This is a genomic window from Sphingobacterium puteale, from assembly GCF_003627955.1.
Taxonomy (GTDB): domain Bacteria; phylum Bacteroidota; class Bacteroidia; order Sphingobacteriales; family Sphingobacteriaceae; genus Sphingobacterium; species Sphingobacterium puteale.
The window spans coordinates 696,617-722,549 of record NZ_RBWS01000001.1; the positions used below are offsets into that span (position 1 = coordinate 696,617).

A 25,933-nucleotide genomic window follows, 5' to 3' on the forward strand; every position below is an offset into this window, starting at 1 on the left:
AAATCTAAATTAGTTTAAACTACCTGACGGATTATTGTCCAATCGCCGGTCATCTTTTGAAGTTGCCTCCTCGGGGTGAACATCCAATGGTAAATCGGTCTGTGGTACACCGCCACCGTCAGCCCCGTTGACAAACTCATCATAAGTTGTCTTGGTATCGAAAGGACGCTTACCTAATATCTCTTCAAGATCGGACTGGAAAAGAATTTCTTTTTCCAATAGTTTCTCTGCAATCTTAATCAAACCCTCTCGTTTATCCAATAAGAGTTGTTTTGTACGTGCATAGACATCAGTAATCAGATTACGAACTTCAGCATCAATCAGCTCTGCCGTTTTGTCAGAGTATGGTTTTTGAAAAGAAGCTTCTGAGCTATCACGGAAAGACACATTTCCTACCTTATCATTCATACCATAAATAGCAATCATTGCATAAGAAAGCTGCGTAATACGTTCCAAGTCATTCTGAGCTCCTGTGGAAATTCTACCAAAAGTAATATCTTCTGCTACACGTCCACCCATAGTCATACATAAGCTGTCTACCAGTTGTTCTGTTGTATATAAGAACTGTTCACGAGGAAGATATTGTGCATATCCCAAAGCCGCTACCCCACGGGGAACTATAGAAACTTTAACCAAAGGATCGGCATGTTCTAAAAACCACCCTGCAATGGCGTGCCCCGCCTCGTGATAAGCAACAATACGTTTTTCTTCAGGAGAAATGATTTTATTCTTTTTCTCAAGCCCCCCGATCACACGATCTACGGCATCCTGAAAATCCTGCATATCTATCTCAGATTTGTTTTTACGTGCAGCAATCAGCGCAGCTTCATTACACACATTCGCGATCTCTGCTCCTGCAAAACCCGGTGTCTGTGCTGATAATTTTTTGGCATCTACTTCTGCAGATAACTTCAATGGTTTTAAATGCACTTTAAAAATATGCTCACGACCTATCAAATCTGGTTTATCAATTGAAATCTGACGGTCGAAACGTCCCGGACGCAATAAAGCTGTATCCAATACATCGATACGGTTTGTAGCGGCTAGAATAATAACGCCGGAGTCTGTACCAAAACCGTCCATTTCCACCAACAACTGGTTCAATGTATTTTCACGTTCGTCGTTGCCGCCCATCATTGAGTTTTTACCGCGGGCACGACCGATCGCATCGATCTCATCAATGAAGATAATACAAGGGGCTTTCTCTTTGGCTTGTTTGAACAGGTCGCGGACACGTGAAGCACCCACACCGACAAACATCTCCACGAAGTCTGAGCCCGATAAAGAGAAGAAAGGCACCTGTGCTTCGCCCGCAACAGCCTTTGCCAATAACGTTTTACCTGTTCCCGGAGGGCCTACAAGTAATGCTCCTTTCGGAATTTTACCGCCTAGATTCGTGTATTTACGTGGATTTTTCAAGAAATCCACGATTTCCATAACTTCTTGTTTTGCCTCTTCTAAGCCAGCAACATCATTAAAGGTAATGTTGATCTGCGATTCTTTATCAAATAATTGTGCTTTGGATTTGCCAATATTGAAGATCGCGCCCCCACCGCCACCTGCACCACCGCCCATGCGGCGCATCAAGAAAATCCAGATCGCTGCCAATACCAACAAGGGCAACATAAATGTCACAAACCAGCTCGCCCAAGGATTGGAACGGTCAGCATATTTCAATTGCACTTTAGGTGTTCCCGGAGCCAATTCAGCTTGCGATGCCGCTAATTTCTTCTCCAGAACCTCTGCTGAGGCATCCTTAAAGATGTATTGAGGTCCTGTTTCCTCTTGACCAGCAAGACTGGGAATAGGATCATTACTCTTGGTTACATCTTTAAAACTTGGATTGTCTTTCCAACCTTTTTTTAGATAGACTTCTACCTCGACAAGATCATTTTTCTTATATGCTTCCAGACGCTCAACAGCTCCGGTTTTTAACATGCGTGTTTCAAAATCACTATAGCTAATTTCCTTAGCCGGGTTTTCTCCAAAAACATATTGCAAGGCAAAAAAACCTAAAAACATGGCAATCATAAGCCACACGAAATTGAATTTCGGCGGTTTTGGGCTTACCTTACTACTTGGGATTTTTTTCATTATATCGTAATTATATTTTCTGTATAAACTATTGTATTGAGGCGGCTATTAGGCGCTTTGAAAATGCTGAATCTGCGCATCTCCCCATAAATCCTCAATGCCGTAATGTGCTCTCTTCTCGGTCTTAAAGATATGTACAACCACATCCACAAAATCCAAAATCAACCATTCTCCATTTGATTGTCCTTCTTTATATTGGGGTTCTTGACCAAAAGCTTTATAAACTTCCTCCTCTACACTCTTGGCAATAGCGTTAACCTGAATGTTCGAGTCGGCATGACAAATCACAAAATAATCAGAAACAGAACTGTGAAGATCTCTTAAATCCAAGCGAACAATCTCGTTTGCTTTCTTTTCCTGCATACCGTGAACGATAATTTCTGATAGACGTTGCGACAATTCTGAACTTTTATTTTTACTCATTAAAAAATATGATAGTTTTGACTTAATATTTATTTAATACTTTCAGTTTGCAAAATAACAATATTTCGGGACTTATCATCGGTCAAAATGTAATATATCTTGACAAAGTTGCCTCTACAAACGATTATTTAAGAGAATTATTGTCAAATTTCAAGCCACTCGCAGAGGGTACTGCCATTTTAGCAGAAGAACAGTTTCAAGGAAAAGGACAACGGGGGAGTACCTGGGTCAGCGAACCCGGAAAAAATCTGACCACATCCATTCTTTTAAAACCTCATTTTTTATCCATAGAACAACAGTTTGCACTCTCAGCCTCTGTGGCTATCGCCATGGTAAAGTGGCTTAAAAGCAAAACCGAGCAGCCTGTAACCGTAAAATGGCCCAATGACATTTATGTCGACAGCAAAAAAGTCGCAGGGGTCCTTATTGAAAATAAGTTAAAGGGAAATAAAATTGATGCTTCTATTGTCGGAATAGGAATAAATATCAATCAGGTCAATTTTGACACACCGATAACAATTACTTCCCTAGCTCTTCTTACAAACAAAGCCGATTATGTCATAAAGGACCTGGCCGTCGAGCTTTTTGAAAGTATACAGCAGGAATACAGCAACCTCTTCAACCAATCCTGGCAGCCTATATTGGATCGTTATAATGAGTCCTTATTTTGGAGAGACCAAGAGCGGCCATTTTTGGTCGCGGGAGAAAAAAAAACAGGGATCATCAAAGCCGTGGGGATCGATGGCCAGCTACAAGTGCTTATTGACAACAAACTGCATAAATTCAACATCAAGGAGATAAGCCATCTTATATCCTAATCTTTACACAAAATCCAGATAAGCCATGTTAGAATATGCTAAATTTGTGAAGCGGATAAATTAAACCTTTATCAACTTTAGTTATCAAAGGTGTATATCGAACTGCAATAATTATTTAGGAAAATGAAAAAATTAGTAATGTTAATAACTGTGGTAATTTTCGCAGTTACCGGAGCCTTCGCTCAAATTCACAAACCTGTAAAATGGACTGTAGCCAGTAAAAAACTGAATAACAACGAAGCTGTTGTTTATGTCAAAGGAACAATCCAAAACGGATGGCACATCTATTCGCAGAATATTAAAGATGGCGGACCTATCCCAACCTCATTCAATTTTGCTAAAGCTGCTGACTACGCATTGGTAGGTAAAACTGCTGAACCAAAACCAAAGGTAAAACACGAAGAGGTGTTCAAAATGGATGTTGGTTATTTCACAAATGAAGTAATCTTTCAACAAAAAGTGAAGTTAAATAAAGGTACTGCAACAGTAAAAGGCACCGTAGAATGGCAGGCTTGTGATGCGTCACAATGTCTCCCACCGGACGAATATGCTTTTGCTGTGACAATCAAATAGTAAAAATGATCATACACGGATAAAATAATAAGGCGATTCTCATCGCCTTTTTTTATTTTTGAAACTGACATCAGAAACAGATACGCATGTTAAAAAACACATTTATTCTATTTTTAATTGCTTTTTTCAGTCTTTCGCTGACTACGACAGCTTTTTCATTTCAACAAGACAGTCTAACGAGCACTGAAGGGCTTCAATTTGAATCTTCACCTGACACCACACCAGCAGTGGAAGCTGTACCGGACGACCTGGCTTTTTCAGAGGCTCCAGATACAACGCTGAGTCAGGATAGCAGCAAATTGGACAAAGCAACAACAACTGTTTCTTCTACAGATTCAGATACAGGGAAAAAATCGCTTTGGAGTATTTTTATTGCTGGATTAATCGGTGGTTTTGCTGCACTTTTGATGCCCTGTATCTTCCCGATGCTGCCCCTGACTGTAAGCTACTTCACCAAACAGTCGGGCACCCGTGCAAGCGGCATTAGCAAAGCACTACTCTATGGCCTTTTTATTATTGTGATATACGTGGCTTTGGGGATGATTATCACAATTGCGTTTGGTTCGGATGCGCTGAATGCATTATCGACGAATGGCATATTTAATTTCTTATTTTTTCTATTACTCGTTGTCTTTGCGGCATCTTTTTTTGGGGCTTTCGAAATCACGCTACCAAGCACTTTTGTCAATAAGATGGATGCCAAATCAGATAAAGGAGGCCTGGTCGGTCTCTTCTTTATGGCTTTCAGCCTTTCACTGGTATCCTTTTCCTGCACAGGACCAATTATTGGCACGCTGCTCGTTGAAGCAGCATCAAAAGGCGAGCGTTTAGGTCCGGCCATCGGTATGCTGGGTTTTTCCATTGCTTTGGCGATTCCTTTTGGTCTTTTCGCTATGTTTCCTTCGATGTTAAAGTCGTTGCCGAAATCGGGTGGATGGCTCAATTCGGTAAAAGTAGTTCTTGGATTTTTAGAGCTTGCCTTGGCTTTAAAGTTTTTGTCCAACGTAGACTTAGCTTATCACTGGAATTGGTTGGATCGTGAGGTATTCCTATCCTTGTGGATTGCCATATTTGGTCTCATGGGCTTATATCTTATTGGGAAGATCAAGTTTTCACATGATAGTGAACTGAAATTCCTTTCTGTACCGAGAACGCTATTGGCAGTCATTGTATTCTCTTTTGTTGTCTATATGGTTCCTGGTCTATGGGGCGCACCATTGAAATCCATTTCGGCTTTCTTACCGCCTTCTGCAACACAGGACTTTGACCTTTCGGCTGGAGTGACAAGCACGCCAGCTCACAGCGACGGTAAAGTGAAAAAATATGCAGAAATCTTCCATGAGCGCGGTACCCCAAAAGGGTTTGATCCATACTACGATTATGATCAGGCTCTGGAAGCTGCAAAAGAACTAAATAAACCTGTTTTGATCGATTTCACAGGCTGGAACTGTGTGAATTGTCGAAAAATGGAAGCAAATGTATGGACTGATCCGGGCGTAGCCAAATTGTTAAAAGAAGAATTTGTTATGGCGGAACTCTTCGTTGATGATAAAACAGAATTACCCGCCAACGAACAGTTCATTTCCAAATATAGCGGCAAGAAAATTAAAACAATCGGCAATAAAAACAGTGATTTTCAGGCATCGACCTTCAATAGCAATTCACAACCACTATATGTCATTGTCGATGCTTCTGGGACGGTATTGGTACCACAAACTGGCGCAAACTATAATATTGAACAATACAAAGCTTTTTTACAAAGTGGTATTGATGCTTTTAGAGCAAAAAAATAAGCGGCCCATTCTTGAGCTGCCTAAATCGTTTGTCGTAATTGTTGCCCCTATTATAAAGTTTACATGAAGTTTAATCTTCATTTAGATTAAATGCAGATCAGATGGCTATTATTTAATTGTTTTGAAGTGATTCATCACTTTTAATAACGGAAATATAATTGTATATAAACACAAAAATAGCTAAGTTTGAGTACGTATGAGTAACATTAAAAAAATTGCTGTTTTGACATCTGGAGGAGATGCTCCAGGAATGAATGCTGGTATTCGCGCTGTCGTAAGGGCGGGTATCTATAACAATCTTGAGGTATTTGGTGTACGCAGGGGTTATGATGGTTTGGTCAATGGTGAAATTATTCCCATGGACGCCAAATCTGTGGCCAATATCATACAGCGTGGCGGAACTATCTTAAAAACTGCCCGCAGCGAAGCTTTCAAGACAATAGAAGGACGCAAACAAGCTTATGATAATTTACGCAGCCATGGAATTGACGCAATGGTTGTCATCGGTGGTGACGGAACATTTACAGGCGCATCAAAATTCATTGACGAGTTTGACTTTCCAATTATCGGCCTACCGGGAACGATCGACAATGACCTGGCCGGGACTGATTTTACCATTGGTTATGATACCGCAATAAACACCGTTATTCAGGCTGTAGATAAGATCCGTGACACCGCAGAATCCCATGACCGTGTTTTTGTGATCGAAGTTATGGGACGTGACTCGGGCTTGATCGCCATCCGTTCTGGTATAAGCACCGGTGCGGAAGCTGTATTGGTTCCCGAGTTTGAGGTGGATTACGATACAATCATGAAAAGGCTGGATAAAAGCCGGAAGAATAAATCTTCACGCATTATCATCGTTGCCGAAGGTGATAAAGAAGGTGGAATGGTCGTTTCGGAAAAAATAAAGGAAAATTTCCCGCATTACGATGTAAGGCTTTCTATTTTAGGCCACATCCAACGTGGTGGGAGCCCGACCTGTATGGACCGTGTATTGGCTAGTAGACTTGGTGTTGCCGCAGTAGAAGCACTCGTAGCTGGACGTAGGGGCGAAATGGCCGGACTGATCTGCAGTGAAGTTAGATTCACGCCTTTCAAGAGCGCAATTAAACATAACGTTAAACTTAACGAAGATCTACTTCGTATCATTGAAATACTTTCCTTGTAAGGGAAGTTTTTCCCCATCGGATATATATAAAAAAGAAACGCGCATGATATTTGTGTCATGCGCGTTTCTTTTTTGACAATACATGCTATCCAAACCGCCTTTATATTATCTCGAAAGCCTATTTCAGTAGTTTATTGAGATATTCTTCATTTACGGCAGGCAATTGAATCGCCTGTCCAGCCTTAGCCATTGAATCCGCAAAATGATTGGTATTTACGATCGCCTGCTCATAGGCTTTGACAACCTGATCGGAAATATATAAAGACTTGGGATCTTTGATATCAACTTTATATTGATTGTCAGCTAAAGACACATGGTGATAGAAGCGATAGGCAGCTGCCTTCAACAGGCCCAGTTCTTTTTGTGACAACTCATCTATCCGCGCGTTTGGCGGTAATGTCACATCTATAAATTCCGTCCCCTTCGCCAGTGCGTCAATGGAATGATCCAAAGGGATTGCACTGAGGGCCTCAAGGTTAACTACGGGTACACCATTTTCTTTCTTCGAATTACAGGCAACAGCAAAAATAGCCAAGACCATTGCCAATATCAGTTTTTTTTTCATTTTATGTTATTCTGAGTGCACTTCACTCTGTTCAATCTCCACGAACTCTCCTGCGTAAATGATCCGCCGCACCAGGATTGGTCGGAAGAAGTAATTTTTTAAAGCTGAGTTCATCCTCAGGAGATAACTAAAAGATCAATAGCTGGTTCTAACAAAAAACACCTATTTAAAATCCATCAACAAAGATAAGACTTTAAGTAGGTGTTTCGTATTTCAGTACCGGGCTGAAAGAACAGCCTATTTTAATAGCTCTGCCAATTTAGCTTCCAAAGCTTCTCCTCTCAGATTTGAAGCGACGATTTTACCCGACGGATCAATTAGGAAGTTCTGTGGAATTCCACGTACTTCGTACAATTTCACGGGAGCAGATTTCCAACCCTGTAAATCGGACACATGTGGCCATTGTTGCAAATTATCATCATGAATTGCTTTCATCCAAGCATCTTTTTTCCCTGGATTGTCCAAGGAGACACCAAACACAGTAAAGCCTTTATCTTTAAATTTATTAAATGCGGCAACAACGTTCGGGTTTTCGTGACGACAAGGTCCACACCAGCTCGCCCAAAAATCCAACAATACGTATTTTCCGCGAAGTGAAGATAAAGAGACATTATTACCTGTAGTATCCGGTAATGTAAAATCAGGAGCTACTGAACCTATGGCAACAGCTTTCAATTTCTGAATACGTTCTGCCAGTTCTTTACCTTTTTCAGAATTTTTTAATTCTGGAGACAACTTATCATAAGAAGCTACATATTCGTTCACATTTTCGCCACTCACGTTTTCGGCAAGCAGATCCAATGTATACCAGCTTTTTGGATTCTTATTGATAAATTCGGCGTCTGCCTTTTCCATTTTTTCGGAAATCTCACCAGCTTGTTTTTGCAAGCCTTCAATAAATTTCGGGTCTTGTTTTTGAGTTTCAGACGCCGCATAATATTGTTGATTCAATGCCTCAAATTGATCTGCATATGGTTTTACAAAAGCTTTGTATTGTGTAAAATCATCATTGATAGCTGTACCAGTGATGACAGCATCTTTAAATCCCTTGGAGGCATCTACTTTGATCACACCTTTGGACAAATACAATTGCGAAGTTTCAGGTTGCTTTTGAGCACCTCTTAGTTCTCCAAAGGAAAGCCCTTCGGGAGAATAGATCATGACACCTTTCGTAGGAGAAGCTACCTGACCGTTGAATTTAAACTCACCTTTCACTACTGCTGCCGAATCTAGCTGACGTGTACCATTATTAGCGTACTGCATAAATACTTTAGCTTTGTCAGAAGCAGCACTGACTTTTCCTGTAACCGTATAGCTTTCTTGTGCCATCAATAAGGCTGGTAAAAAGCTTAAACCCATTAATAATCCCTTTTTCATAATTATATACTTGCCATAAATGTAAAACATTTATGTTGCACTAACATGCCATTTAACATTATTTAGCAAAGTTGTTACCAACGTCCCGAGGCACCACCACCACCAAAATCACCACCGCCAAATCCACCGAATCCACCACCGGAACCGCCGCCAAATCCACCGCCGCCGCCACGACTACCACCACCTAGACCATTAAGCAATGTCCACCAGAAAATATCTGAAGAACCACGGCCGTTCATCACACGGCCCCCGCCTTTTCCTCCGCCACCGCGGTTCGAAAACATCACGACAAGAAATATCACGACAATAATGACAAATATGATGGATCCCGATCCACCGCCGCTAGGCTGTTTGGGATCAGCTTTATATTCACCCTTGGCATAGGAAATCAGGGAGTTCGTCGCTTTGTCAACTCCACCGTAATAATCCCTCTGGCGGAATGCCGGTTTGATATCATTCTCTATAATACGATAAGCGATCGCATCTGGTACCGCTCCTTCAATCCCATAGCCGGTCTGAATCGTAACAGCCCGATCGCCCAATGCTGCCAGCAATAGAATACCGTTATTGTATTTTTTATTACCGACCCCCCACTTCTTCGCCAGACGGACAGCGTAATCTGAAATATCATATCCTCCCGTGGAGTTCATCATAACCACAGCGATCTGTGTAGATGTAGAATCTTCAAATGCCAGCAGCTTTTGCTCCAATTGCTGCTTTTGACTGGCAGTCAGCGTATTAGTATAATCATTTACAAGTCTATTCGGTGCCTCCGGAAAATCCTGACCTATTGCTGTCATGAAAGTCAGTGCCCAAAGCAACATCACCATGACCGGAATCCGAACCCGGGAAAATAATTTCAACATAAGTTTTATTTTTTTATTGACTAGCGATCACCAAAAACTATATCATTTGGCAATTCATTGATATCGTCATGTTCACGGGGAAAGAATTTCGCCAATTGCTTGCCTGCATGTTCAATCCCTTTCACCAGTCCCTCCACAATTTTATCCATACGGAATTCCTCAACCATAAGATCTTTGGTGCAATTCCAAAAGCCCACTTCTACGCGTTGATCGATTCCCTTATCACCAATGATGGAAAATTTATGATCTTCCAATGCAATATAAATAAGAACCCCATTCTTCAGCACAGTTTTATGCATCCCTAATTTGGAAAAATAGTATGTTGCCCGGTCATGAACTTCATCCGGGCAGTGGTTTTCTATCACAACACGAATTTCTCCTGACGTCTCGTTTTCAGCCAGATTAATGGCGTGAACGACTCTTTCTTGCTCTTCTGCGTTTAAAGCCATAATATATTTTCATTTATGTTCACATTTAGCAGTCCGCCCCTTCGGCACTACTGCAATGCAAACATCTAACATAAAGCATTTTGTATAAAAAAATGGATGAAGGGCCATACGCAAGCCGCATCATCCATCATTTCGTCCATTTCTAACAAAGAAGTTATTAAAATGATACGGTAGGGGCCTTATCTGAACCAGGGGCAGCAGTAAATGTACCTTTGGCTTTAAATCCGAACATGCCCGCCATTAAATTATTTGGAAAGCTACGTACAGTCGTATTGAATTGCTGCACAGCTTCATTATAAGATCTACGTTCCGTCGAAATACGGTTTTCCGTACCTTCCAATTGCGCTTGCAATTCCAAAAAGTTTTGATTTGCCTTTAAATCCGGATAGGCCTCTACCGAAGCTAACAGACGGCTCAAAGAACCACTGAACTGATCTTGTACTTTCTGGAATTTAGCAATATTCTCCTCCGATAAATCATCCGCATTGATGGTAACCGACGTTGCCTTAGCGCGCGCTTCAACCACGGCAGTTAATGTGCTTTCTTCATGTTTCGCGGCACCTTTTACAGTGTTTACCAAGTTTGGAACCAGATCAGCCCTACGTTGGTAAGCATTTTCAACCTGTGCCCATTTCCCTTTGACATTCTCATCTTGAGAAACCATCGTATTGTAACCACATGAGTTTAATGATACTAATGCAAATAAACCGCATAGGGCTACTAAAAATCTTTTCATTTTCATTGTTAAAAGAATTAAATACTATTCAAATTATATGGATACACTATCAAAGCATATACCAAGCTCCTACTAAGATAAGAATATTTTTATTTCCAAATCGGCAAACAACCAATATTACGTAACTTTGTGGTGGTTTTGGGATAAAAACCCAGCCCTTTATCTTATGCAAAAAGAAATTGAAATTGCTATCCTTCCCGAAAAAATCGAAGATGAGCAATATATTCTACAAGAAGGTGTAAAAGCATTGCGCCTAAAACCCCAACAGGTCAAAGGATTTAAAATTCGTAAACGTTCTATTGACGCCCGCGGCAGACAGGTAGTTTATCGAGCAAGGGTCATTTTTTATATCGACGAACTCCCGTTACCAGAGATTTATGAAAACCACTTTAAATCTGTCCAGGATGGTAAGCCGGTCATTATCATAGGTGCTGGCCCTGCAGGTCTATTCGCGGCGATCCGCTGTATTGAACGAGGTATCAAACCAATTGTCATTGAAAGGGGCAAAAAAGTTCAGGACCGAAGACGCGATCTTGCGAAACTAAACCGCGAAGGTATTGTAAACCCTGAATCCAACTACTGTTTTGGAGAAGGTGGTGCGGGAACTTACTCAGACGGCAAACTTTATACCCGCTCAAACAAAAGGGGGGACGTAGACAAAGTTCTCAAACTTTTTGTATCTCATGGAGCGACAACTGACATCTTAGTGAATGCCCGCCCCCATATCGGCACAAACAAGCTCCCTCATATTATTGAGGCGATGCGGGAAAGTGTGATCGAATTTGGCGGTGAGTTTCTTTTCGACGAGCGTGTAGATGATATATTGGAATCCTTTGGTCAGGTTCGTGGTGTAAAATTAGCCAGTGGGGAAGAAATCAAAGCTGATCATGTTATCGTGGCTACAGGTCACTCCGCAAGGGATATTTTTGAACTGTTTCATCGCAACAACTGGCTGATCGAAGCAAAAGCCTTTGCCCTAGGCGTCCGCATAGAACACCCACAGGCTATTATTGATCAGACACAATACCATTGCCAGGTCAGAAGTGAGCATTTACCGCCAGCCTATTATAGTCTGGTCGAACAGGTTAATGATCGTGGTGTTTTTTCATTCTGTATGTGTCCGGGTGGCGTCATCGCTCCCTGTGCAACAGACCGTGATGAAATTGTGGTCAACGGATGGTCGCCTTCCAAACGTAATAATCCACATGCCAATTCAGGCACTGTCATCCAGATCAACCTCGAAGATGTACCTAATGCCCTAAATGATCCCTTTGCTTTACTTGATTTTCAAAAGCAAATTGAACGCAAAGCTTTCGAGGTGGGTGGAGGAAGTCTTGTTGCCCCCGCACAACGAATGGTTGACTTCGTTGAGGGACGGGTCTCGATGGACCTACCGGAGAATTCGTACAAACCTGGGACATCTTCGGCAGACTTGCGAGAGGTTTTACCGACTTTTGTGCATGAAGCCCTTCGGGGTGCCTTACCAATATTTGGGAAGAAGATGAAAGGGTATTATACAAATGATGCAATTTTGGTCGGTGTAGAATCGAGGACATCTTCACCCATACGTATACCGCGAAACAAAGAAAATCTGCAACACCCTCAGGTCAAAGGACTTTACCCTTGCGGGGAGGGAGCCGGCTATGCAGGGGGTATTATTTCGGCGGCTATAGATGGGATTAATTGTGTCGATGCAATTGATTTAAGTTAAGTTTTTTTACTTTTTCTCTTGCAGAATAAGAAGAAATGCCTTACTTTTGTAGCATCAACGCGAAAGTAGCTCAGTTGGTAGAGCACAACCTTGCCAAGGTTGGGGTCGCGAGTTCGAATCTCGTCTTTCGCTCCAAATAAAAAACGCTTCCAAAATTTGGAAGCGTTTTTTATTTGTGCTCAACTTACTTTTCCGTGCGCCCTAAACTCATAATTGATGCATTGAAAAAAGATAGCAGTCCCACCAATACAACAATAAGACCCGCAATAATAAATGCCGTCGCTACTCCGATCACATCTGCGATAAAGCCTGTAAAGAGAAGTCCTATCATACTTGGTAAAATGGCGATGCTAAAATAAAGCGAGAACACACGTCCCAGCATTTCCGCCGGCACCTGCTCTTGAATAATTGTCATAAATGAGGCCGAGAAAATGGACATTGAAACTCCGCCCAGGCCGGTCATAATGACAAAAGGAATAAACCATGTAGAGGGAAACCAACCTGATAGGGCAAATGTGAGTCCCAAAACAATATGCATGCTATTAACCAATGCCACCTTGGACACCGACACTTTTGCAAGTCCCAGAAAGCTTCCTCCAATAAGCATACCTATCCCCCAAATAATCTCAATAATGCTCATTTCCCATTTGCCGCCACTATAATGACCAATGGTCAATAACGGAAACATGATCGCAACGGGCATAATACAGAAGGTCGCCACCATGGCATAAATAAATAACATTTTTAAGCCCTTATTATGATAGATCGCTCTCATTCCTTGCTTAAGATCTTCCAAAACGGCAGCAATCGAAGGCTTCACATCCGATCGGGAAAGATGTGGGATAGTTACAAAAAATAAAGATGTGATGGCCACCGCAGCACCAATGACATCCAGGTACAGCACTTGTGAAATCGGGAAATAACTAATTGCCAACGTCCCCAATGCAGGGCCTGCAATACTACTTACCGACTGTAGCATCTGATTAATACCTGAAACACGGAGTAATTTATCTTCGGGTACGAGAAGTGGCGCAATTGCCTGCATGGCTGGCGAGTGAAATGCTGAACCGATCGAACGACAGGCCATCAATAGATAAATCAGAAACATATTGGTACCATCGCTTTTGAGTACAAAGGTCATTCCTAATGTACAGAGTGCGATAAAGCTATCTGCAAAGATCATGACTTTCTTTCTATCCCACCGATCAATATAAACACCAGCAAATGGTCCGATGATCGCTTGTGGCAATAAACCTGCGATTGCAGCAAAAGCCAATACTTCAGCAGACTTGTGCGTCAAACTCAACCATATCATGATCGAAAAGTTGACCGCTGAACTGGACAGTAAAGAAATAAATTGTCCAATCCATATATAACTATAGGTACGAAACCAGTTATTTTTTTCCATAAAATTTTTAATAAAAAATACAACAGGTGCATGATCAAGAATGATCAGCACAATAAAATAAAACGTTTATGACACCTACCTAATCAGCAAATGAAAATAGAGGATCGCGCGCCGAGTATCAGACCTGTCAAAGCTACAAGTAGATACCTCAGAGAGCAACAATCCATTCATTAAACGAACAGGTGTGTCCAATGGAGAATTTAAAAACGTAAATGAGCTATAAAACCCAAGGTTTATAAGCGTAAGCTGTATACAAAGACATGTTCATAATGGTACAAAAGTAGGAGAAAAGAAACAAAAACACAACTCCAAGGCTTCTACCTATTTCCACCGAATCTTTAAAGAGAAAACTTGATCAAAAAAATAGGCGTTTACCGGTTGGTAAACGCCTATTTATGTTTATAGTTTGTGTGATTTTATTTAGTTCGTTCTCAGACTTTCTTCCACAAGCTCTTCAACATATTTCCGAACAACCTCGTTTGAAAAACGGGTCGTTACATCAAATGCAAAGGCGTGAACAAGTAGGATACGCGCCGATTCCTCACCGATTCCGCGTGCCCTCAAATAAAATAAAGCTTCATTATCAAACTGACCGATCGTACATCCATGTGAACATTTCACGTCATCCGCAAAAATCTCCAGTTGGGGCTTGGTATACACCGCTGAATTATCCGACATCAGCATATTATTGTTCTGTTGGAAAGCATTGGTTTTCTGTGCATCTTCACGAACGAAGATCTTTCCGTTGAAAACAGCCGTAGATTTATCCTGTGTAATATTCTTATACCATTCGTAAGACTCACAATGTGGCTTAAGATGATCCACAACTGTGTGATTATCGACTAATTGATCTCCTGCAGTCAGGTTAATACCGTACAAATGACTTTCTACATTTTCAGCATCCAAACGCACATTAATATTATTGCGGATAAAAGATGCACCAGGGAAATTACAGTTGTAGTTATTGTAAAGGCTGTATTTTTCTTGGTATACTTCCGTATGATTAAAGTAACGGCTTACAGATTGAGCCACTTGAAGATAGTAATGTTGAACTTTAGCATTCTCTTTTACGACAATCTCCGAAACTTTATTATGCACATTGCTTGCGGCACCATCTGCCGTAATAAAGCTCTCGATCAGTTCAAGTTCAGCATTAGCTTCAACAATAACCAAATTCCGCGTTTGAGCAAAGAAATCTTCTTTCCCAGTCGCTACATGGATAATCTGAATTGGCTTATCAAGTACAACTCCTTTTTTCAAATGGATAAATACACCATTCGTAAAAGCAGCCGTATTAAGCGCCACCATGATATTATCGGACTTATCAGCATATTTTGCGAAATGTGCCTGAAATGCAGGTTCAGTAGCAGCGTCATCCATCGGAATAACAACAAGTCCTTTTACCTTTTCCAGTTCACTCACTGCCAATACATACTGGCCGTTAACTAGAATAATACGGTACGCATCCAAATTCGGGATCTCTCCCGCACTAAAATCCAAGCCCTCGATATCCACATCTACATCAAGCGCATAGGGCTTATTGATAATACTGTGAATGTTTGTATATTTCCATTCTTCATTCTTAACTGTGGGAAAGCCTGCTGCTTCGAAACGTTCGAATGCTTGTTGACGCGCCTCCGTAAAGAAGGCAGGTTCGTCTGAAACAGGTTGCTCTTTAAAAGCTCCCAACACTTGTTGAAGTAATGATTCTGAAACTAATGTACTCATGTTATTTTTTAATCAAATCGCCAAAATTCTCTTCCACTCCTATTTTATCGGTGTAAAAGATTAAGCGTTTTGTGTATCATATTCTTTTAACCAATCGTATCCTTTTTCTTCTAGCTCTAAAGCCAATTCTTTAGGCCCTGATTTCACGATACGACCATTGTACAATACGTGAACAAAATCTGGAACGATATAATCCAATAGACGTTGGTAGTGTGTAATGACAATAAAGGCATTGTCTTTGGAACGCAACTGATTCACACCATTTGCAACTATACGAAGTGCATCGATATCCAAACCTGAATCTGTTTCATCCAAGATCGATAATTTAGGATTCAACATCGCCAACTGAAAAATTTCGTTACGCTTTTTCTCGCCACCGGAGAACCCTTCATTCAAAGAACGATTCGCTAAATTAGCCGAAAACTCAACCAGTTTTTGCTTATCCTTTACCATTTGTAAGAATTCTTTGGCTTCCATGGGAGGCAAACCTTTATATTCACGAATATCATTCACTGCTGTTTTCAGAAAATTAATATTCGATACTCCCGGGATTTCAACAGGATATTGGAACGCCAGGAACAGTCCCTCACGGGCACGATCCTCTGGAGAAAGATCCAATAAATCCACGCCATCCAAAAAAGCAGAACCTTCATTCACTTCATATGATTCGCGTCCAGCCAACACATTTCCTAAGGTGCTTTTTCCAGCTCCATTAGGCCCCATAATGGCATGAACTTCCCCGGCTTTAACTTCCAGGTTTAATCCCTTTAATATTTGTTTGTCTTCTACAGACGCATGTAAATTTTTAATGCTTAACATTTTATTCGTATTGAGTATTGAGCAGTATGCTACCAATTTAGCGCGCTCAATTATTTTTATCTATCCTACTGAACCTTCTAAAGAAATCGCCAATAATTTCTGTGCTTCTACAGCAAATTCCATTGGCAACTGATTTAACACCTCTTTGGCGTAACCATTAACAATTAACCCAACCGCTTTTTCAGAATCAATACCACGTTGGTTTAAATAAAACACTTGATCTTCACCAATTTTCGATGTAGTCGCCTCGTGCTCCAATTTTGCTGTCTTATTGCGGTTTTCGATGTATGGGAATGTATGTGCACCACATCTATCACCGATCAATAACGAATCACATTGGGTAAAGTTTCGGGAGTTATCAGCATTAGGGCCGATTTTCACCAATCCTCTATAGCTGTTGTGGCTTTTTCCCGCGGAAATTCCTTTTGAAACAATTTTGGATTTCGTATTCTTACCCAAATGGATCATCTTCGTTCCTGTATCAGCAACTTGGTAATTACGAGTCATCGCAACCGAGTAGAACTCACCGACTGAATTGTCCCCTTTTAGGATCACACCTGGATATTTCCAGGTAATTGCAGATCCGGTCTCTACTTGAGTCCAAGAGATCTTGCTGTTATCTCCTCTACAAATACCGCGTTTGGTTACAAAGTTAAAAATACCACCTTTCCCGTCTTTGTCACCCGGATACCAGTTCTGTACAGTTGAGTATTTAATTTCTGCATCGCGCTCAGCAATCAATTCCACAACAGCTGCATGTAATTGATTCTCATCACGCATCGGCGCAGTACATCCCTCTAAGTACGACACATAAGCCCCTTCGTCCGCAACGATTAATGTGCGTTCAAACTGACCCGTATTCTGAGCATTAATACGGAAGTAAGTTGACAACTCCATTGGACATTTCACGCCCTTTGGAACATAAACAAATGATCCATCCGAAAACACAGCAGAGTTTAATGCAGCATAGATATTATCTGTTTGAGGAACTACTGTTCCCAAATATTTCTTCACTAAATCAGGGTGCTCTTGTACGGCTTCACCAAATGAACAGAAGATTACCCCTTGTTCTTTCAGCTTCTCACGAAAAGTTGTCTTTACCGATACGGAGTCAAAAACTGCATCAACAGCAACTACACCAGCCAATATCTTTTGTTCATCCAAAGGTATACCCAGCTTTTCAAAAGTAGCAATCAATTCAGGATCAACTTCATCCATAGAATTCAATTGGGGTTTTGCCTTTGGGGCAGCATAATAAGATAGATCTTGAAAATCAATCTCTGGAGCTCTGAAATTTTGCCAAGTAGGCATCTTTAACGTCAAGAAATGACGAAAAGCTTTCAATCTCCACTCCAATAACCATTCAGGCTCATTCTTTTTTGCCGAAATGAAACGCACCGTATCCTCTGTAAGGCCTTTGGCTGCAATTTCCATTTCGATATCTGTCGTGAACCCGTATTTATATTCTTCGAGCTCCAGCTCTTTTAATAAATCGTCGTCTTTAGTACTCATATTTCGCTCTCACGGTTTAACTAATCGGGAGGGGTCTAACCTCCGCACCTATCGAACTGCAAAGTTACAATTTCAAAGCCAATAAAATACATTTTATGTATCCTCAAACAGGTATTTTTAATAAAAAAATGACATTTATCACTTCATTTCATTGAAATGCGCACATTTCAAACGATTATGACAGTCAAATGATTTTAAATCAATTAAAATTATATCATAACTTCTATTGTATAAACAAAATCTATTTATCGTCAATAATTTTGTTTATTTTTAAATTTCCAAATATAATTTTGTATATTTACAAATACTATTGATTATTAAGACTTAAGATATGCCGTTTGCACCAGACAAAACAGATTTAAAAATTCTTAAACTATTACAAGAGAATGGTCGTATTACCAATTTGCAATTAGCATCAAGTATCGGGCTCTCTCCTGCACCAACTTTAGAACGTGTAAGAAAACTTGAGAATTCGGGCTTTATCAAGAGTTATCATGCTTTTGTTGACGAAGAAAAATTAGGACTAGGCATAAAATCCTTTATACAGATCTCGCTGGATTTCCACACACACAACGCAATTCCAGAATTTGTTGCTGCTGTAAAAATGATCCCGGAGGTAACAGAGTGCCACCATGTCACCGGCAACTGCGATTTTATTCTCAAGGTTTACGTAAAAGACATAAAAGCCTATGAAGGTGTTATCATGGAAAAGATTGCCAAGATTCCTTTTGTAAAGACATTTCAAACTATGATGATTATGTCCACAAGCAAAAAGGAACCGATCATTCCATTAGAATACTAAAAAAGAAAAGCCTATGAAAACATCATCCGAATATCAGGATCTCGCAATGATCCTTGCCTGGCCTGACGCTACGATCCGTGGTGACGAAGCATGGATGATGTTTTTCAAGAGAATAGGTCTTGTTAAAAATCTAAACTTTAAAGTCGGCCACACGGGCATTGTCCTGATCGAACGTAATACAGGCAGACTTTGTTTCTACGATTTTGGCCGGTATATCGCCCCAAGAGGATACGGGAGAGCACGTTCAGAAGATTCTGATCCAAAATTAACGATTAAACTTAAAGCACAAATTGAACGAAACCACATCCTTAACCTGCCGGAAATTGTCCGGCATTTTGAAGAGATGAAAGATGCCATGCAAGGAGTCGGCGATCTTTATTTTTCTATTGTCCCAAAAATAGATTTTTATCGCGCAAAAGCTTTTGCTGATCAATGGGTACGCCGGGGATCATATCCCTATGGCGCCGTGGCCTACAATAACAATAATTGCTCCCGATTTATCGTAAGACTCCTTATCCACGCCTCCAAAAAGTTTCATTTCTGGCATCCAATCAATTTCCCGGAAACCATAAAGGCAAGCCCAATGAGCAATATAGTAAACTCTTGCTCCGACGGGTCGATCTATAAATATACGACATCAGGTGGCCTGCAACGTATAAAAATGGGGCGATTCACATCATTGCTATTCCTCCTTAAAAAACTAAGGAGTAATATTTTGACTCGTTACGCCAAAACCTTACCTGAAGATATTACAATTGGCGGAATGCTGCAGAAAGATAAACCCTGTCACCTCCCAGCCAGCGCACAGTACTTAGGCGGTGTCGGCGAAGGAGCTTGGTTCCACATAGACCCCGTTAGTGCGAATCGGGCAATCATACATCGATTCACGCAACAAGGAGAGCATGAATATAGTGTTCTGGGCGAAATGAACCAGCCCGTAGATTTTGAAAGTTCTTATCAGATCACCTACGACAGCCACTTTCTATTCAGTCATCTACGACAGAATAAGAATATCATTCGAGTCAAACATATCCATATTTTGGCGATTGGAGAAACAGGCATTGCTGCCCGAGACAAATATGCTTAAGCCAAACGCCAATCAATAGGAGCCTTACCATGTTCCACCAAATATTGATTGGCCTTTGAAAAGTGTCTGCTCCCAAAAAAACCCCTGTAAACAGAAAGCGGAGACGGATGCACGGCTGTCAAAATAAGATGCTTATGCTTGTCAATCAATGCACTTTTCTTTTGTGCGTAGCTGCCCCAAAGCAGGAAAACTACATGCTCACATTGTTCAGAAATTGCATATATAATACTGTCCGTAAAAACTTCCCAGCCTCTCTTCTGATGCGAACCGGCCAAATGCGCCCGCACAGTCAGCGTCGCATTAAGTAACAACACACCCTGTTTCGCCCACGCTGTCAGGTCGCCCGATCGCGGCTCCGTAAATCCATCGATATCATCCTGCAATTCCTTAAAAATATTTTTTAAAGAAGGTGGTGGCATGATCCCCTCCGGCACTGAAAAAGACAATCCATGTGCCTGACCATCGTTATGATACGGATCTTGCCCTAGAATAACAACTTTAACATTTTGGAGCGGAGTCAGCTTAAATGCGTTCATCACCAGATCAGCAGGCGGAAACACTTTTGTTTGTTGCCGTTCTTGCTGTACGAAGGCAGACAATTGTTTCATATAAGGCTGACTGAACAAAGGTTTCAGTACTGGTGCCCAAGAATCATCATATAGCTTTTCCATAAACCAAACTTAGAAAAAGTTGTATGCAATGGCAAATTTATTCCCCTATCCCAATTCATAAAACACGAACGACAGCCGTATAATTGGTTAGCATAGGATCGTTTTGAATATCTATAGGGATGGGAAATACATAATTTTACAAAATAACCACTTGAACGGGTTGCTTAAACGCCGAAATTAACGGATATTTGCAGAATTAAATTGAACACAAATATTTTTTAAACAAAGATTTATGTCAAATCTCGTTAGAATCATCATTTGCAGTGCATTGCTGATTGGGACAGTTGCTTTATTTTGGACAGGAAATTGGGGATGGGGAATACTGGGCATCTTGATCACAATTCTTGGTTTTGTTACTGTATTTTTTCATGAATACATGCTTATCGCGCAATGGTATATGCGCAAACAAGATATGGCCGCGGCCGAAAAATGGTTAAAGAAAATCACGAATTATGAAAAACAATTAATCCCGCAACAACATGGTTATTATAACATGTTAATCGGTTTGATTGAATCTCAACGCGCGCCAATGCAGTCTGAGAAGTATTTCAAAAAAGCACTCGCACTCGGGCTTCATATGGATCATAATATTGCCTTGGCAAAATTAAGCTTAGCAGGTGTAGCGATGGCAAAACGCAATAAACGTGAAGCCGAGAAATTACTTCAGGAAGCTAAGAAAGCAGACAAAAACAAACTGTTAGCTGATCAAATAAAAATGATGAAAGATCAGATGGGCATGTTAGACAAACAACAGATCCGATACAATAGATAAGAAATAAATTTCAAAAAGCTAAAAAAGTGCTGAATCTTCAAAGATTCCAGCGCTTTTTCTATTTTACATCCGTCCGATCAACTATTTACTCAGCAAGATAGGTACTTCCAAAAACTTACCTTCTTCCTCGCTACTCTCAAAAACAAGCTTGATACTAATAGGCTTATCGGTCTTCTTCCAGTCTTTCACAATTACTTGGATATCTACAGGTTTATCCTCCTCAAGTAAGTAATGCAAATAGTTCTGTTTATCTTCAAAGTTAATCCGGACATTTCCCATCTGAATTGAGGAGAAAAAATGTGGCTGCTTTTTTTGATCCAGAATCTGTGTGGAGAAAGTATTCATTTTATACTCCCGAGGATCTGTACTATAGGATATCGCGAATAAGTTAATAACCAGCTCATTTGTCGTCTTATCCACACGAAAGTCTTTTAAATCGAATTGAATATCATCAACCACCAGTAACGAATCTACAGATTGCGCTTGCGTCGTGCCAGCAATAAAAAGAAAAAGCAGGATAACAGCACAATGGAAAAATTTAGTCATATTATTATATTATTTAAAAAGCCACGCTAACCGTGGCTTCAATCTAGTAAAGATCTATTGAAATCAAATTATGCACGCAAACGGTCGGCTGAGCGAATCAGTTTTTCATCCCGGCGTACTCCGCCCAATGCCAGCGCACAAAAAATAATTGATATTGGCAGCAAAAAGAAACCTACCCCGATATTCCCTGCTCCTAGGAACTGACCAACCGTAGCAAGATGTGTACTTGCGGATGAATAAAGCCAAATTGCGAAAAAGATAATTGCAACAATCTCTACCCATATCAATAAAAGCTGAACCTTACGCTGTTTAAATTTAAATATGGTGAAAATCGGAAGCAATCCCAACAGCGCCGTCACAATGGTCTGCAGGATATAACCGAATCCACCTTCATGAACCGGCTGTCCAGCAGCAACACCATAAACACCTGTCACCTTCACATTTTTTCCCAAACCGACTAAATCACTGTAATTTACATAAGGGAATAAAAATAAGCCGAATATAATTAGTCCTGCCACTAATAAATAAACAGTTTGGATACGTTGAATCATATTTTAATTTTTGTATATCAACAAATATAATAAGCTTTCTTTCTATTTAGAAATCAGAACAATCGAAAGGGCTATTTTGTTGCAAATTTTAGAATGTATCATGCCAAATGTTTGTTGAAATCCGTTAAAGCGATCTTCTTTCCAATAACCGGAAGTAGCACCGACTCCTTTTAGTATATTGATACCGGTTAGCTCATGGAGTTCTTTTCAGAAAGCATTATCTTTGCAGAAAATTAAAAGATCATGCTATATATATATGGCGCAACAGCGCATGCAAAAACTGCTGTAGATGTAGCCGAAGATTTGGACATCGAAATCGGAGGGCTTATTGATAAGTCATTGCTGATCGAGGATGTATTCGATTATGAGGTCCAACTTCATCATCAAGTTAAAGATGCTGCAGAAAATTTCTTTGTTGCCGTTAAAAATCCGGGGCTACGCGAAAGGATCGTATCCGAAAATCCAGATTGGAATTTTCAGTCCTTAATTCACCCGAAAGCCTATGTCTCCAAAAGGGCTGAGATTGGCGAAGGATGTATTATTCTTCCCGGAGCAACGATAGCCCCCGATGTACAGATTGGCAACCATTGTATCATCTCCGGATCGGCAGTCATTGAAAGCAACACCATTATTGAAGATTTCGTAAACATCGGACCAAATGTTTCCATCGGTGCCAACGTACTGGTAGGCCGAGGCTCAGAAATCAAAGCCAACACCCATATCGAGGACGAAGAGACCATCCCCAAAGAGAGTGTCGTTTAAGGATTAAATTCCCGCCGAGTGAAACTGTAGATCGTACAGTTTTTTGTAGTAACCTTCAAAAGACAAAAGCTCTTGGTGTGTTCCAATTTCTTTTATTTCCCCCTTGTCCAAAACAATGATCTTGTCCGCCTTCTGAATGGTGGACAAGCGGTGGGCAATAACAATCGAAGTTCTTCCCCGCATTAAATTGTCGATCGCACTTTGGATCATTTCCTCAGTTTCGGTATCTACGGAGGAGGTAGCTTCATCCAAGATCAGGATTCTGGGGTCATGAACCAGCGCCCGAATAAAAGAAATTAATTGTGCCTGCCCAGCAGACAATGTTGCTCCTCTTTCCTTCACGTCGTAATCATATCCACCGGGAAGTCGCATAATAAAGTCATGTGCGCCAACTTCTTTGGCCGCTTCGATAACTTGTTCCCTCGAAATTGAAGGATCACCCAATGTAATGTTATTGATGACAGTATCCGAGAAAAGAAACACATCCTGCAACACCGTAGCAATGGTATTTCTCAAATAATCAAGATCGTATTCGCGAATATTTGCACCGTCCAGGAGGATTTCACCTTTATTGATCTCGTAAAACCGACTAAGAATATTGATTGTGGACGATTTACCAGCACCGGTAGCACCGACCAAAGCCAATGTCTCGCCAGGTTGTACACTAAAATTGACATCCCTCAGTACCCAGCTTTCATCGTTATAAGCAAACCAAACATGCTTAAATGTAATTTCCCCTTTAATATGGCCTGGTTTTAATGTACCCAAATTAGGAGTCATCTCATTGGTATCCAGCACTTCAAAAATGCGTTCAGCACTCACCATACCCATTTGAAGCGTATTAAACTTATCAATAAGCTCCCGAATAGGCCTAAAAATCATATTGATATACATAATAAAGGCTACAACTACACCGGGTGAAATCACATCGCCCATGATCTGTTTGGCTCCAAACCACACCAACAAGCCTAAGGAAATTGCCATGATAATTTCCAAAACTGGAAAAAAGATAGAGAAATACCAGTTGGTACGAATATGCGCGTTCCGATGCTGCGCGTTAATTTCTTTGAATTTATCCATTTCCTGCTTTTCACGCGCAAAATATTGAATAATACCGACTCCAGTGATATGCTCCTGTAAAAAGGTATTCAAATTAGACACCCATTTCCTAACATCGATAAAGGCAGCTTTCATCGCTTCTTTAAATACATAGGTTGCAGCAATCATCAAAGGCATGGGAATAAGTACGATTAACGTTAATTTCCAATCCGAATAGAACATAACGCCCAATATCACCGCCAACTGCAGAAGATCGCCAATAATCTGAATCAATCCCTCCGAGAAGATATTGGAAAGTGTTTCCAAGTCAGATATCGTCCTTGTAATCAACTTTCCTAAAGCGGTGCGGTCAAAATACTTAAGACGCAGCTGTACAATGTGATTAAACACCTGGATGCGAATGTCCCGGATAACAGACTGTCCCAGCGTATTTGTCATAAGGGTATGATAATAACGAATCAGGGTCTGCACCACGACCAATGCCAGCATGGCCATGAGCATATAGGACAATCCCGCCGTATCAAAATTTAAGATATAGTTGTCTAGCGTATGCTGGATAAGCATCGGTAGCGCTGGGGCCACTGCCGCCAATAGTATTGTTAAAACCACGGATATCCAAAATGTGACATGATAAGGTCGCATATAGCGACTCATACGCCGCAACAAATTGACATCGTAGGTTTTGCCTGTTATTTTATCTTGACTCACGTTATTATTTATATATAAGGGTAAGCTACTTCTGTTAAATACAATCCATGCGCCGGGACGGATACCCCAGCCTTGCCGCGACTTTTGCTTTTGATCACTTCCTGCATAAAGGAAGCCGGTTTGCCCTTCAGTCCGATCTCCAGCGAAGTACCTACGATCGCACGAACCATGTTGCGCAAGAAACGATCTGCGGTGATATGAAATACCAGATCCTGTTCATCATGCCATAACCATTCTGCTCTACGAATATCACAAATATTTGTAAATACCTGCGTATGAGACTTGCTAAAGCATTCAAAATCTTGCTTACCCAATAAAAATTGAGCAGCCTCGTTCATTCTGTCCACATCAGGGCGGTCACGCAAGAAGCAGGAATAAGGATAAATAAACGGATCTTTATGAAAATGAAGGTGGTACTCATAAGATCTATGCGTCGCATCAAATCGGGCATGAGCATCATCAGCAACTTCAATCAGCCTCTTAACCGCAACGTCAAAGGGTAATAATGCATTAAGTGAATGAATAAAACGTTCAGGATTTGTTAATATCCCTACAGCAGCTGCATCAAAATGAGCATACAGTTGCTTCGCATGTACCCCCGTGTCTGTCCTTCCCGCTCCAGTGGTCTCAATAGGTTCCCGTAACAATGTCGCCAATGCTTTGTTCAATACTTCCTGTACCGAAATCGCATTATTCTGAACCTGCCACCCATGATAAGATTGCCCAAAGTAGGCTATTTCTAAAAAAAAACGTCTTTTATCCATTATACGACACAAAGGTACATTTTTCAGAATGAGCTCCATTTTCCCAAAGTATTATTTTGCTTATTTTGGTCAATATTTAATCCTCAAATGACAAAACTTATAACAACCTTTAGTTTTAATCAGGAAATTGCTCAAGTTTAAGTTGTTACCAAATTAGGCCTACTGCAC

25 protein-coding genes and 1 tRNA gene are annotated in these 25,933 nt (G+C 40.7%); 10 read left to right on the forward strand and 16 right to left on the reverse strand.

Annotated features, from left to right (window positions below):
- Positions 1 to 9 precede the first annotated feature (9 nt).
- Positions 10 to 2,094: an ATP-dependent zinc metalloprotease FtsH gene (gene ftsH / locus D7322_RS02600; RefSeq protein ID WP_121121006.1), complete on the reverse strand. Its 2,085-nt coding sequence runs from the start codon at positions 2,092 to 2,094 to the stop codon at positions 10 to 12.
- 48 nt (positions 2,095 to 2,142) lie between these two features.
- Positions 2,143 to 2,517 (reverse strand): ribosome silencing factor, encoded by a 375-nt coding sequence (rsfS, locus tag D7322_RS02605; RefSeq protein ID WP_077437259.1) that lies wholly within the window; start codon positions 2,515 to 2,517, stop codon positions 2,143 to 2,145.
- A gap of 47 nt (positions 2,518 to 2,564) precedes the next feature.
- Here rsfS and D7322_RS02610 point away from each other — a divergent pair, with 47 nt between their 5' ends.
- The 4 genes from D7322_RS02610 (at position 2,565) to pfkA (ending at position 6,872) form a co-directional block, all read left to right on the forward strand.
- Entirely contained in the window at positions 2,565 to 3,335 is a 771-nt protein-coding gene (locus tag D7322_RS02610; RefSeq protein WP_245971232.1) for a biotin--[acetyl-CoA-carboxylase] ligase, read from the forward strand.
- 123 nt (positions 3,336 to 3,458) lie between these two features.
- The gene (locus D7322_RS02615; protein WP_121121008.1) at positions 3,459 to 3,908 is read left to right on the forward strand and encodes a protein-disulfide reductase DsbD N-terminal domain-containing protein; all 450 of its coding nucleotides are present in this window, start codon (positions 3,459 to 3,461) and stop codon (positions 3,906 to 3,908) included.
- An 86-nt stretch (positions 3,909 to 3,994) separates the two neighbouring features.
- Positions 3,995 to 5,701: a protein-disulfide reductase DsbD family protein gene (locus tag D7322_RS02620; RefSeq protein WP_121121010.1), complete on the forward strand. Its 1,707-nt coding sequence runs from the start codon at positions 3,995 to 3,997 to the stop codon at positions 5,699 to 5,701.
- A 196-nt stretch (positions 5,702 to 5,897) separates the two neighbouring features.
- The gene (gene pfkA / locus D7322_RS02625) at positions 5,898 to 6,872 is read left to right on the forward strand and encodes a 6-phosphofructokinase (RefSeq protein WP_121121012.1); all 975 of its coding nucleotides are present in this window, start codon (positions 5,898 to 5,900) and stop codon (positions 6,870 to 6,872) included.
- A 118-nt stretch (positions 6,873 to 6,990) separates the two neighbouring features.
- Here pfkA and D7322_RS02630 read toward each other — a convergent pair whose 3' ends face one another.
- From D7322_RS02630 to D7322_RS02650, 5 genes are all read right to left on the reverse strand, one after another.
- Positions 6,991 to 7,437: a hypothetical protein gene (locus D7322_RS02630; protein WP_121121014.1), complete on the reverse strand. Its 447-nt coding sequence runs from the start codon at positions 7,435 to 7,437 to the stop codon at positions 6,991 to 6,993.
- A gap of 237 nt (positions 7,438 to 7,674) precedes the next feature.
- Positions 7,675 to 8,814 carry a TlpA disulfide reductase family protein gene (locus tag D7322_RS02635; RefSeq protein WP_121121277.1) on the reverse strand — a complete coding sequence of 380 codons (1,140 nt, stop codon included), beginning with the start codon at positions 8,812 to 8,814 and terminating at the stop codon, positions 7,675 to 7,677.
- 74 nt (positions 8,815 to 8,888) lie between these two features.
- A complete protein-coding gene (locus D7322_RS02640) occupies positions 8,889 to 9,680 on the reverse strand; it encodes a TPM domain-containing protein (protein WP_245971233.1) in 792 nt (263 codons plus the stop codon).
- Positions 9,681 to 9,700: 20 nt separating this feature from the next.
- Entirely contained in the window at positions 9,701 to 10,129 is a 429-nt protein-coding gene (locus tag D7322_RS02645; protein WP_317125718.1) for a TPM domain-containing protein, read from the reverse strand.
- Positions 10,130 to 10,286: 157 nt separating this feature from the next.
- Complete coding sequence (locus D7322_RS02650; protein WP_108635100.1) at positions 10,287 to 10,865, reverse strand: LemA family protein; 579 nt, start codon at positions 10,863 to 10,865, stop codon at positions 10,287 to 10,289.
- A 166-nt stretch (positions 10,866 to 11,031) separates the two neighbouring features.
- Here D7322_RS02650 and D7322_RS02655 point away from each other — a divergent pair, with 166 nt between their 5' ends.
- Both D7322_RS02655 and D7322_RS02660 read left to right on the forward strand, forming a co-directional pair.
- Positions 11,032 to 12,576, forward strand: a complete 1,545-nt coding sequence (locus D7322_RS02655; protein WP_121121019.1) for an NAD(P)/FAD-dependent oxidoreductase — start codon at positions 11,032 to 11,034, stop codon at positions 12,574 to 12,576.
- Between the two features lie 59 nt (positions 12,577 to 12,635).
- Positions 12,636 to 12,711: transfer RNA gene (locus tag D7322_RS02660), tRNA-Gly, on the forward strand.
- 49 nt (positions 12,712 to 12,760) lie between these two features.
- Here the strand turns inward: D7322_RS02660 and D7322_RS02665 are convergent.
- From D7322_RS02665 to sufB, 4 genes are all read right to left on the reverse strand, one after another.
- The gene (locus D7322_RS02665; RefSeq protein ID WP_121121281.1) at positions 12,761 to 13,984 is read right to left on the reverse strand and encodes an MFS transporter; all 1,224 of its coding nucleotides are present in this window, start codon (positions 13,982 to 13,984) and stop codon (positions 12,761 to 12,763) included.
- A 420-nt stretch (positions 13,985 to 14,404) separates the two neighbouring features.
- Entirely contained in the window at positions 14,405 to 15,712 is a 1,308-nt protein-coding gene (gene sufD, locus D7322_RS02670) for a Fe-S cluster assembly protein SufD (RefSeq protein WP_121121021.1), read from the reverse strand.
- Between the two features lie 60 nt (positions 15,713 to 15,772).
- Complete coding sequence (gene sufC / locus D7322_RS02675) at positions 15,773 to 16,531, reverse strand: Fe-S cluster assembly ATPase SufC (RefSeq protein WP_121121023.1); 759 nt, start codon at positions 16,529 to 16,531, stop codon at positions 15,773 to 15,775.
- Between the two features lie 60 nt (positions 16,532 to 16,591).
- A complete protein-coding gene (sufB, locus tag D7322_RS02680; RefSeq protein WP_121121025.1) occupies positions 16,592 to 18,043 on the reverse strand; it encodes a Fe-S cluster assembly protein SufB in 1,452 nt (483 codons plus the stop codon).
- 331 nt (positions 18,044 to 18,374) lie between these two features.
- On the opposite strand from sufB, the gene D7322_RS02685 reads away from it, so the two are divergent.
- Entirely contained in the window at positions 18,375 to 18,845 is a 471-nt protein-coding gene (locus tag D7322_RS02685) for an Lrp/AsnC family transcriptional regulator (RefSeq protein ID WP_028071042.1), read from the forward strand.
- A 13-nt stretch (positions 18,846 to 18,858) separates the two neighbouring features.
- Positions 18,859 to 19,932, forward strand: coding sequence for a DUF6695 family protein (locus D7322_RS02690; protein WP_121121027.1), 1,074 nt, complete (start codon positions 18,859 to 18,861; stop codon positions 19,930 to 19,932).
- Here D7322_RS02690 and ung read toward each other — a convergent pair.
- Entirely contained in the window at positions 19,929 to 20,603 is a 675-nt protein-coding gene (gene ung / locus D7322_RS02695) for a uracil-DNA glycosylase (RefSeq protein WP_121121029.1), read from the reverse strand. The genes D7322_RS02690 and ung overlap by 4 nt on opposite strands.
- A gap of 232 nt (positions 20,604 to 20,835) precedes the next feature.
- Between ung and D7322_RS02700 the strand changes: the two genes are divergently transcribed.
- A complete protein-coding gene (locus D7322_RS02700) occupies positions 20,836 to 21,375 on the forward strand; it encodes a tetratricopeptide repeat protein (RefSeq protein WP_108634647.1) in 540 nt (179 codons plus the stop codon).
- An 81-nt stretch (positions 21,376 to 21,456) separates the two neighbouring features.
- On the opposite strand, the gene D7322_RS02705 is transcribed toward D7322_RS02700, so the two are convergent.
- Together D7322_RS02705 and D7322_RS02710 are read right to left on the reverse strand one after the other, a co-directional pair.
- A complete protein-coding gene (locus D7322_RS02705) occupies positions 21,457 to 21,921 on the reverse strand; it encodes a hypothetical protein (RefSeq protein WP_121121031.1) in 465 nt (154 codons plus the stop codon).
- A 68-nt stretch (positions 21,922 to 21,989) separates the two neighbouring features.
- Positions 21,990 to 22,472, reverse strand: a complete 483-nt coding sequence (locus tag D7322_RS02710) for a DUF4293 domain-containing protein (protein ID WP_121121033.1) — start codon at positions 22,470 to 22,472, stop codon at positions 21,990 to 21,992.
- Positions 22,473 to 22,715: 243 nt separating this feature from the next.
- Here D7322_RS02710 and D7322_RS02715 point away from each other — a divergent pair, with 243 nt between their 5' ends.
- Complete coding sequence (locus D7322_RS02715; RefSeq protein WP_108634644.1) at positions 22,716 to 23,234, forward strand: PglD-related sugar-binding protein; 519 nt, start codon at positions 22,716 to 22,718, stop codon at positions 23,232 to 23,234.
- 3 nt (positions 23,235 to 23,237) lie between these two features.
- Here the strand turns inward: D7322_RS02715 and D7322_RS02720 are convergent, their stop codons facing one another.
- Together D7322_RS02720 and truA are read right to left on the reverse strand one after the other, a co-directional pair.
- On the reverse strand, positions 23,238 to 25,001 hold the full coding sequence (locus D7322_RS02720) for an ABC transporter ATP-binding protein (RefSeq protein ID WP_121121035.1): 1,764 nt from the start codon (positions 24,999 to 25,001) through the stop codon (positions 23,238 to 23,240).
- An 8-nt stretch (positions 25,002 to 25,009) separates the two neighbouring features.
- Positions 25,010 to 25,765 carry a tRNA pseudouridine(38-40) synthase TruA gene (truA, locus tag D7322_RS02725; protein WP_121121037.1) on the reverse strand — a complete coding sequence of 252 codons (756 nt, stop codon included), beginning with the start codon at positions 25,763 to 25,765 and terminating at the stop codon, positions 25,010 to 25,012.
- Positions 25,766 to 25,933: the final 168 nt, after the last annotated feature.

Coding starts and splice junctions, on each gene's coding strand:
- ftsH (WP_121121006.1), bottom strand. CDS start 2,094: ATGAAAAAAATCCCAAGTAGTAAGGTAAGCCCAAAACCGCCGAAATTC.
- rsfS (WP_077437259.1), bottom strand. CDS start 2,517: ATGAGTAAAAATAAAAGTTCAGAATTGTCGCAACGTCTATCAGAAATT.
- D7322_RS02615 (WP_121121008.1), top strand. CDS start 3,459: ATGAAAAAATTAGTAATGTTAATAACTGTGGTAATTTTCGCAGTTACC.
- D7322_RS02620 (WP_121121010.1), top strand. CDS start 3,995: ATGTTAAAAAACACATTTATTCTATTTTTAATTGCTTTTTTCAGTCTT.
- pfkA (WP_121121012.1), top strand. CDS start 5,898: ATGAGTAACATTAAAAAAATTGCTGTTTTGACATCTGGAGGAGATGCT.
- D7322_RS02630 (WP_121121014.1), bottom strand. CDS start 7,437: ATGAAAAAAAAACTGATATTGGCAATGGTCTTGGCTATTTTTGCTGTT.
- D7322_RS02635 (WP_121121277.1), bottom strand. CDS start 8,814: ATGAAAAAGGGATTATTAATGGGTTTAAGCTTTTTACCAGCCTTATTG.
- D7322_RS02640 (WP_245971233.1), bottom strand. CDS start 9,680: ATGTTGAAATTATTTTCCCGGGTTCGGATTCCGGTCATGGTGATGTTG.
- D7322_RS02645 (WP_317125718.1), bottom strand. CDS start 10,129: ATGGCTTTAAACGCAGAAGAGCAAGAAAGAGTCGTTCACGCCATTAAT.
- D7322_RS02650 (WP_108635100.1), bottom strand. CDS start 10,865: ATGAAAAGATTTTTAGTAGCCCTATGCGGTTTATTTGCATTAGTATCA.
- D7322_RS02655 (WP_121121019.1), top strand. CDS start 11,032: ATGCAAAAAGAAATTGAAATTGCTATCCTTCCCGAAAAAATCGAAGAT.
- D7322_RS02665 (WP_121121281.1), bottom strand. CDS start 13,984: ATGGAAAAAAATAACTGGTTTCGTACCTATAGTTATATATGGATTGGA.
- sufD (WP_121121021.1), bottom strand. CDS start 15,712: ATGAGTACATTAGTTTCAGAATCATTACTTCAACAAGTGTTGGGAGCT.
- sufC (WP_121121023.1), bottom strand. CDS start 16,531: ATGTTAAGCATTAAAAATTTACATGCGTCTGTAGAAGACAAACAAATA.
- sufB (WP_121121025.1), bottom strand. CDS start 18,043: ATGAGTACTAAAGACGACGATTTATTAAAAGAGCTGGAGCTCGAAGAA.
- D7322_RS02685 (WP_028071042.1), top strand. CDS start 18,375: ATGCCGTTTGCACCAGACAAAACAGATTTAAAAATTCTTAAACTATTA.
- D7322_RS02690 (WP_121121027.1), top strand. CDS start 18,859: ATGAAAACATCATCCGAATATCAGGATCTCGCAATGATCCTTGCCTGG.
- ung (WP_121121029.1), bottom strand. CDS start 20,603: ATGGAAAAGCTATATGATGATTCTTGGGCACCAGTACTGAAACCTTTG.
- D7322_RS02700 (WP_108634647.1), top strand. CDS start 20,836: ATGTCAAATCTCGTTAGAATCATCATTTGCAGTGCATTGCTGATTGGG.
- D7322_RS02705 (WP_121121031.1), bottom strand. CDS start 21,921: ATGACTAAATTTTTCCATTGTGCTGTTATCCTGCTTTTTCTTTTTATT.
- D7322_RS02710 (WP_121121033.1), bottom strand. CDS start 22,472: ATGATTCAACGTATCCAAACTGTTTATTTATTAGTGGCAGGACTAATT.
- D7322_RS02715 (WP_108634644.1), top strand. CDS start 22,716: ATGCTATATATATATGGCGCAACAGCGCATGCAAAAACTGCTGTAGAT.
- truA (WP_121121037.1), bottom strand. CDS start 25,765: ATGGATAAAAGACGTTTTTTTTTAGAAATAGCCTACTTTGGGCAATCT.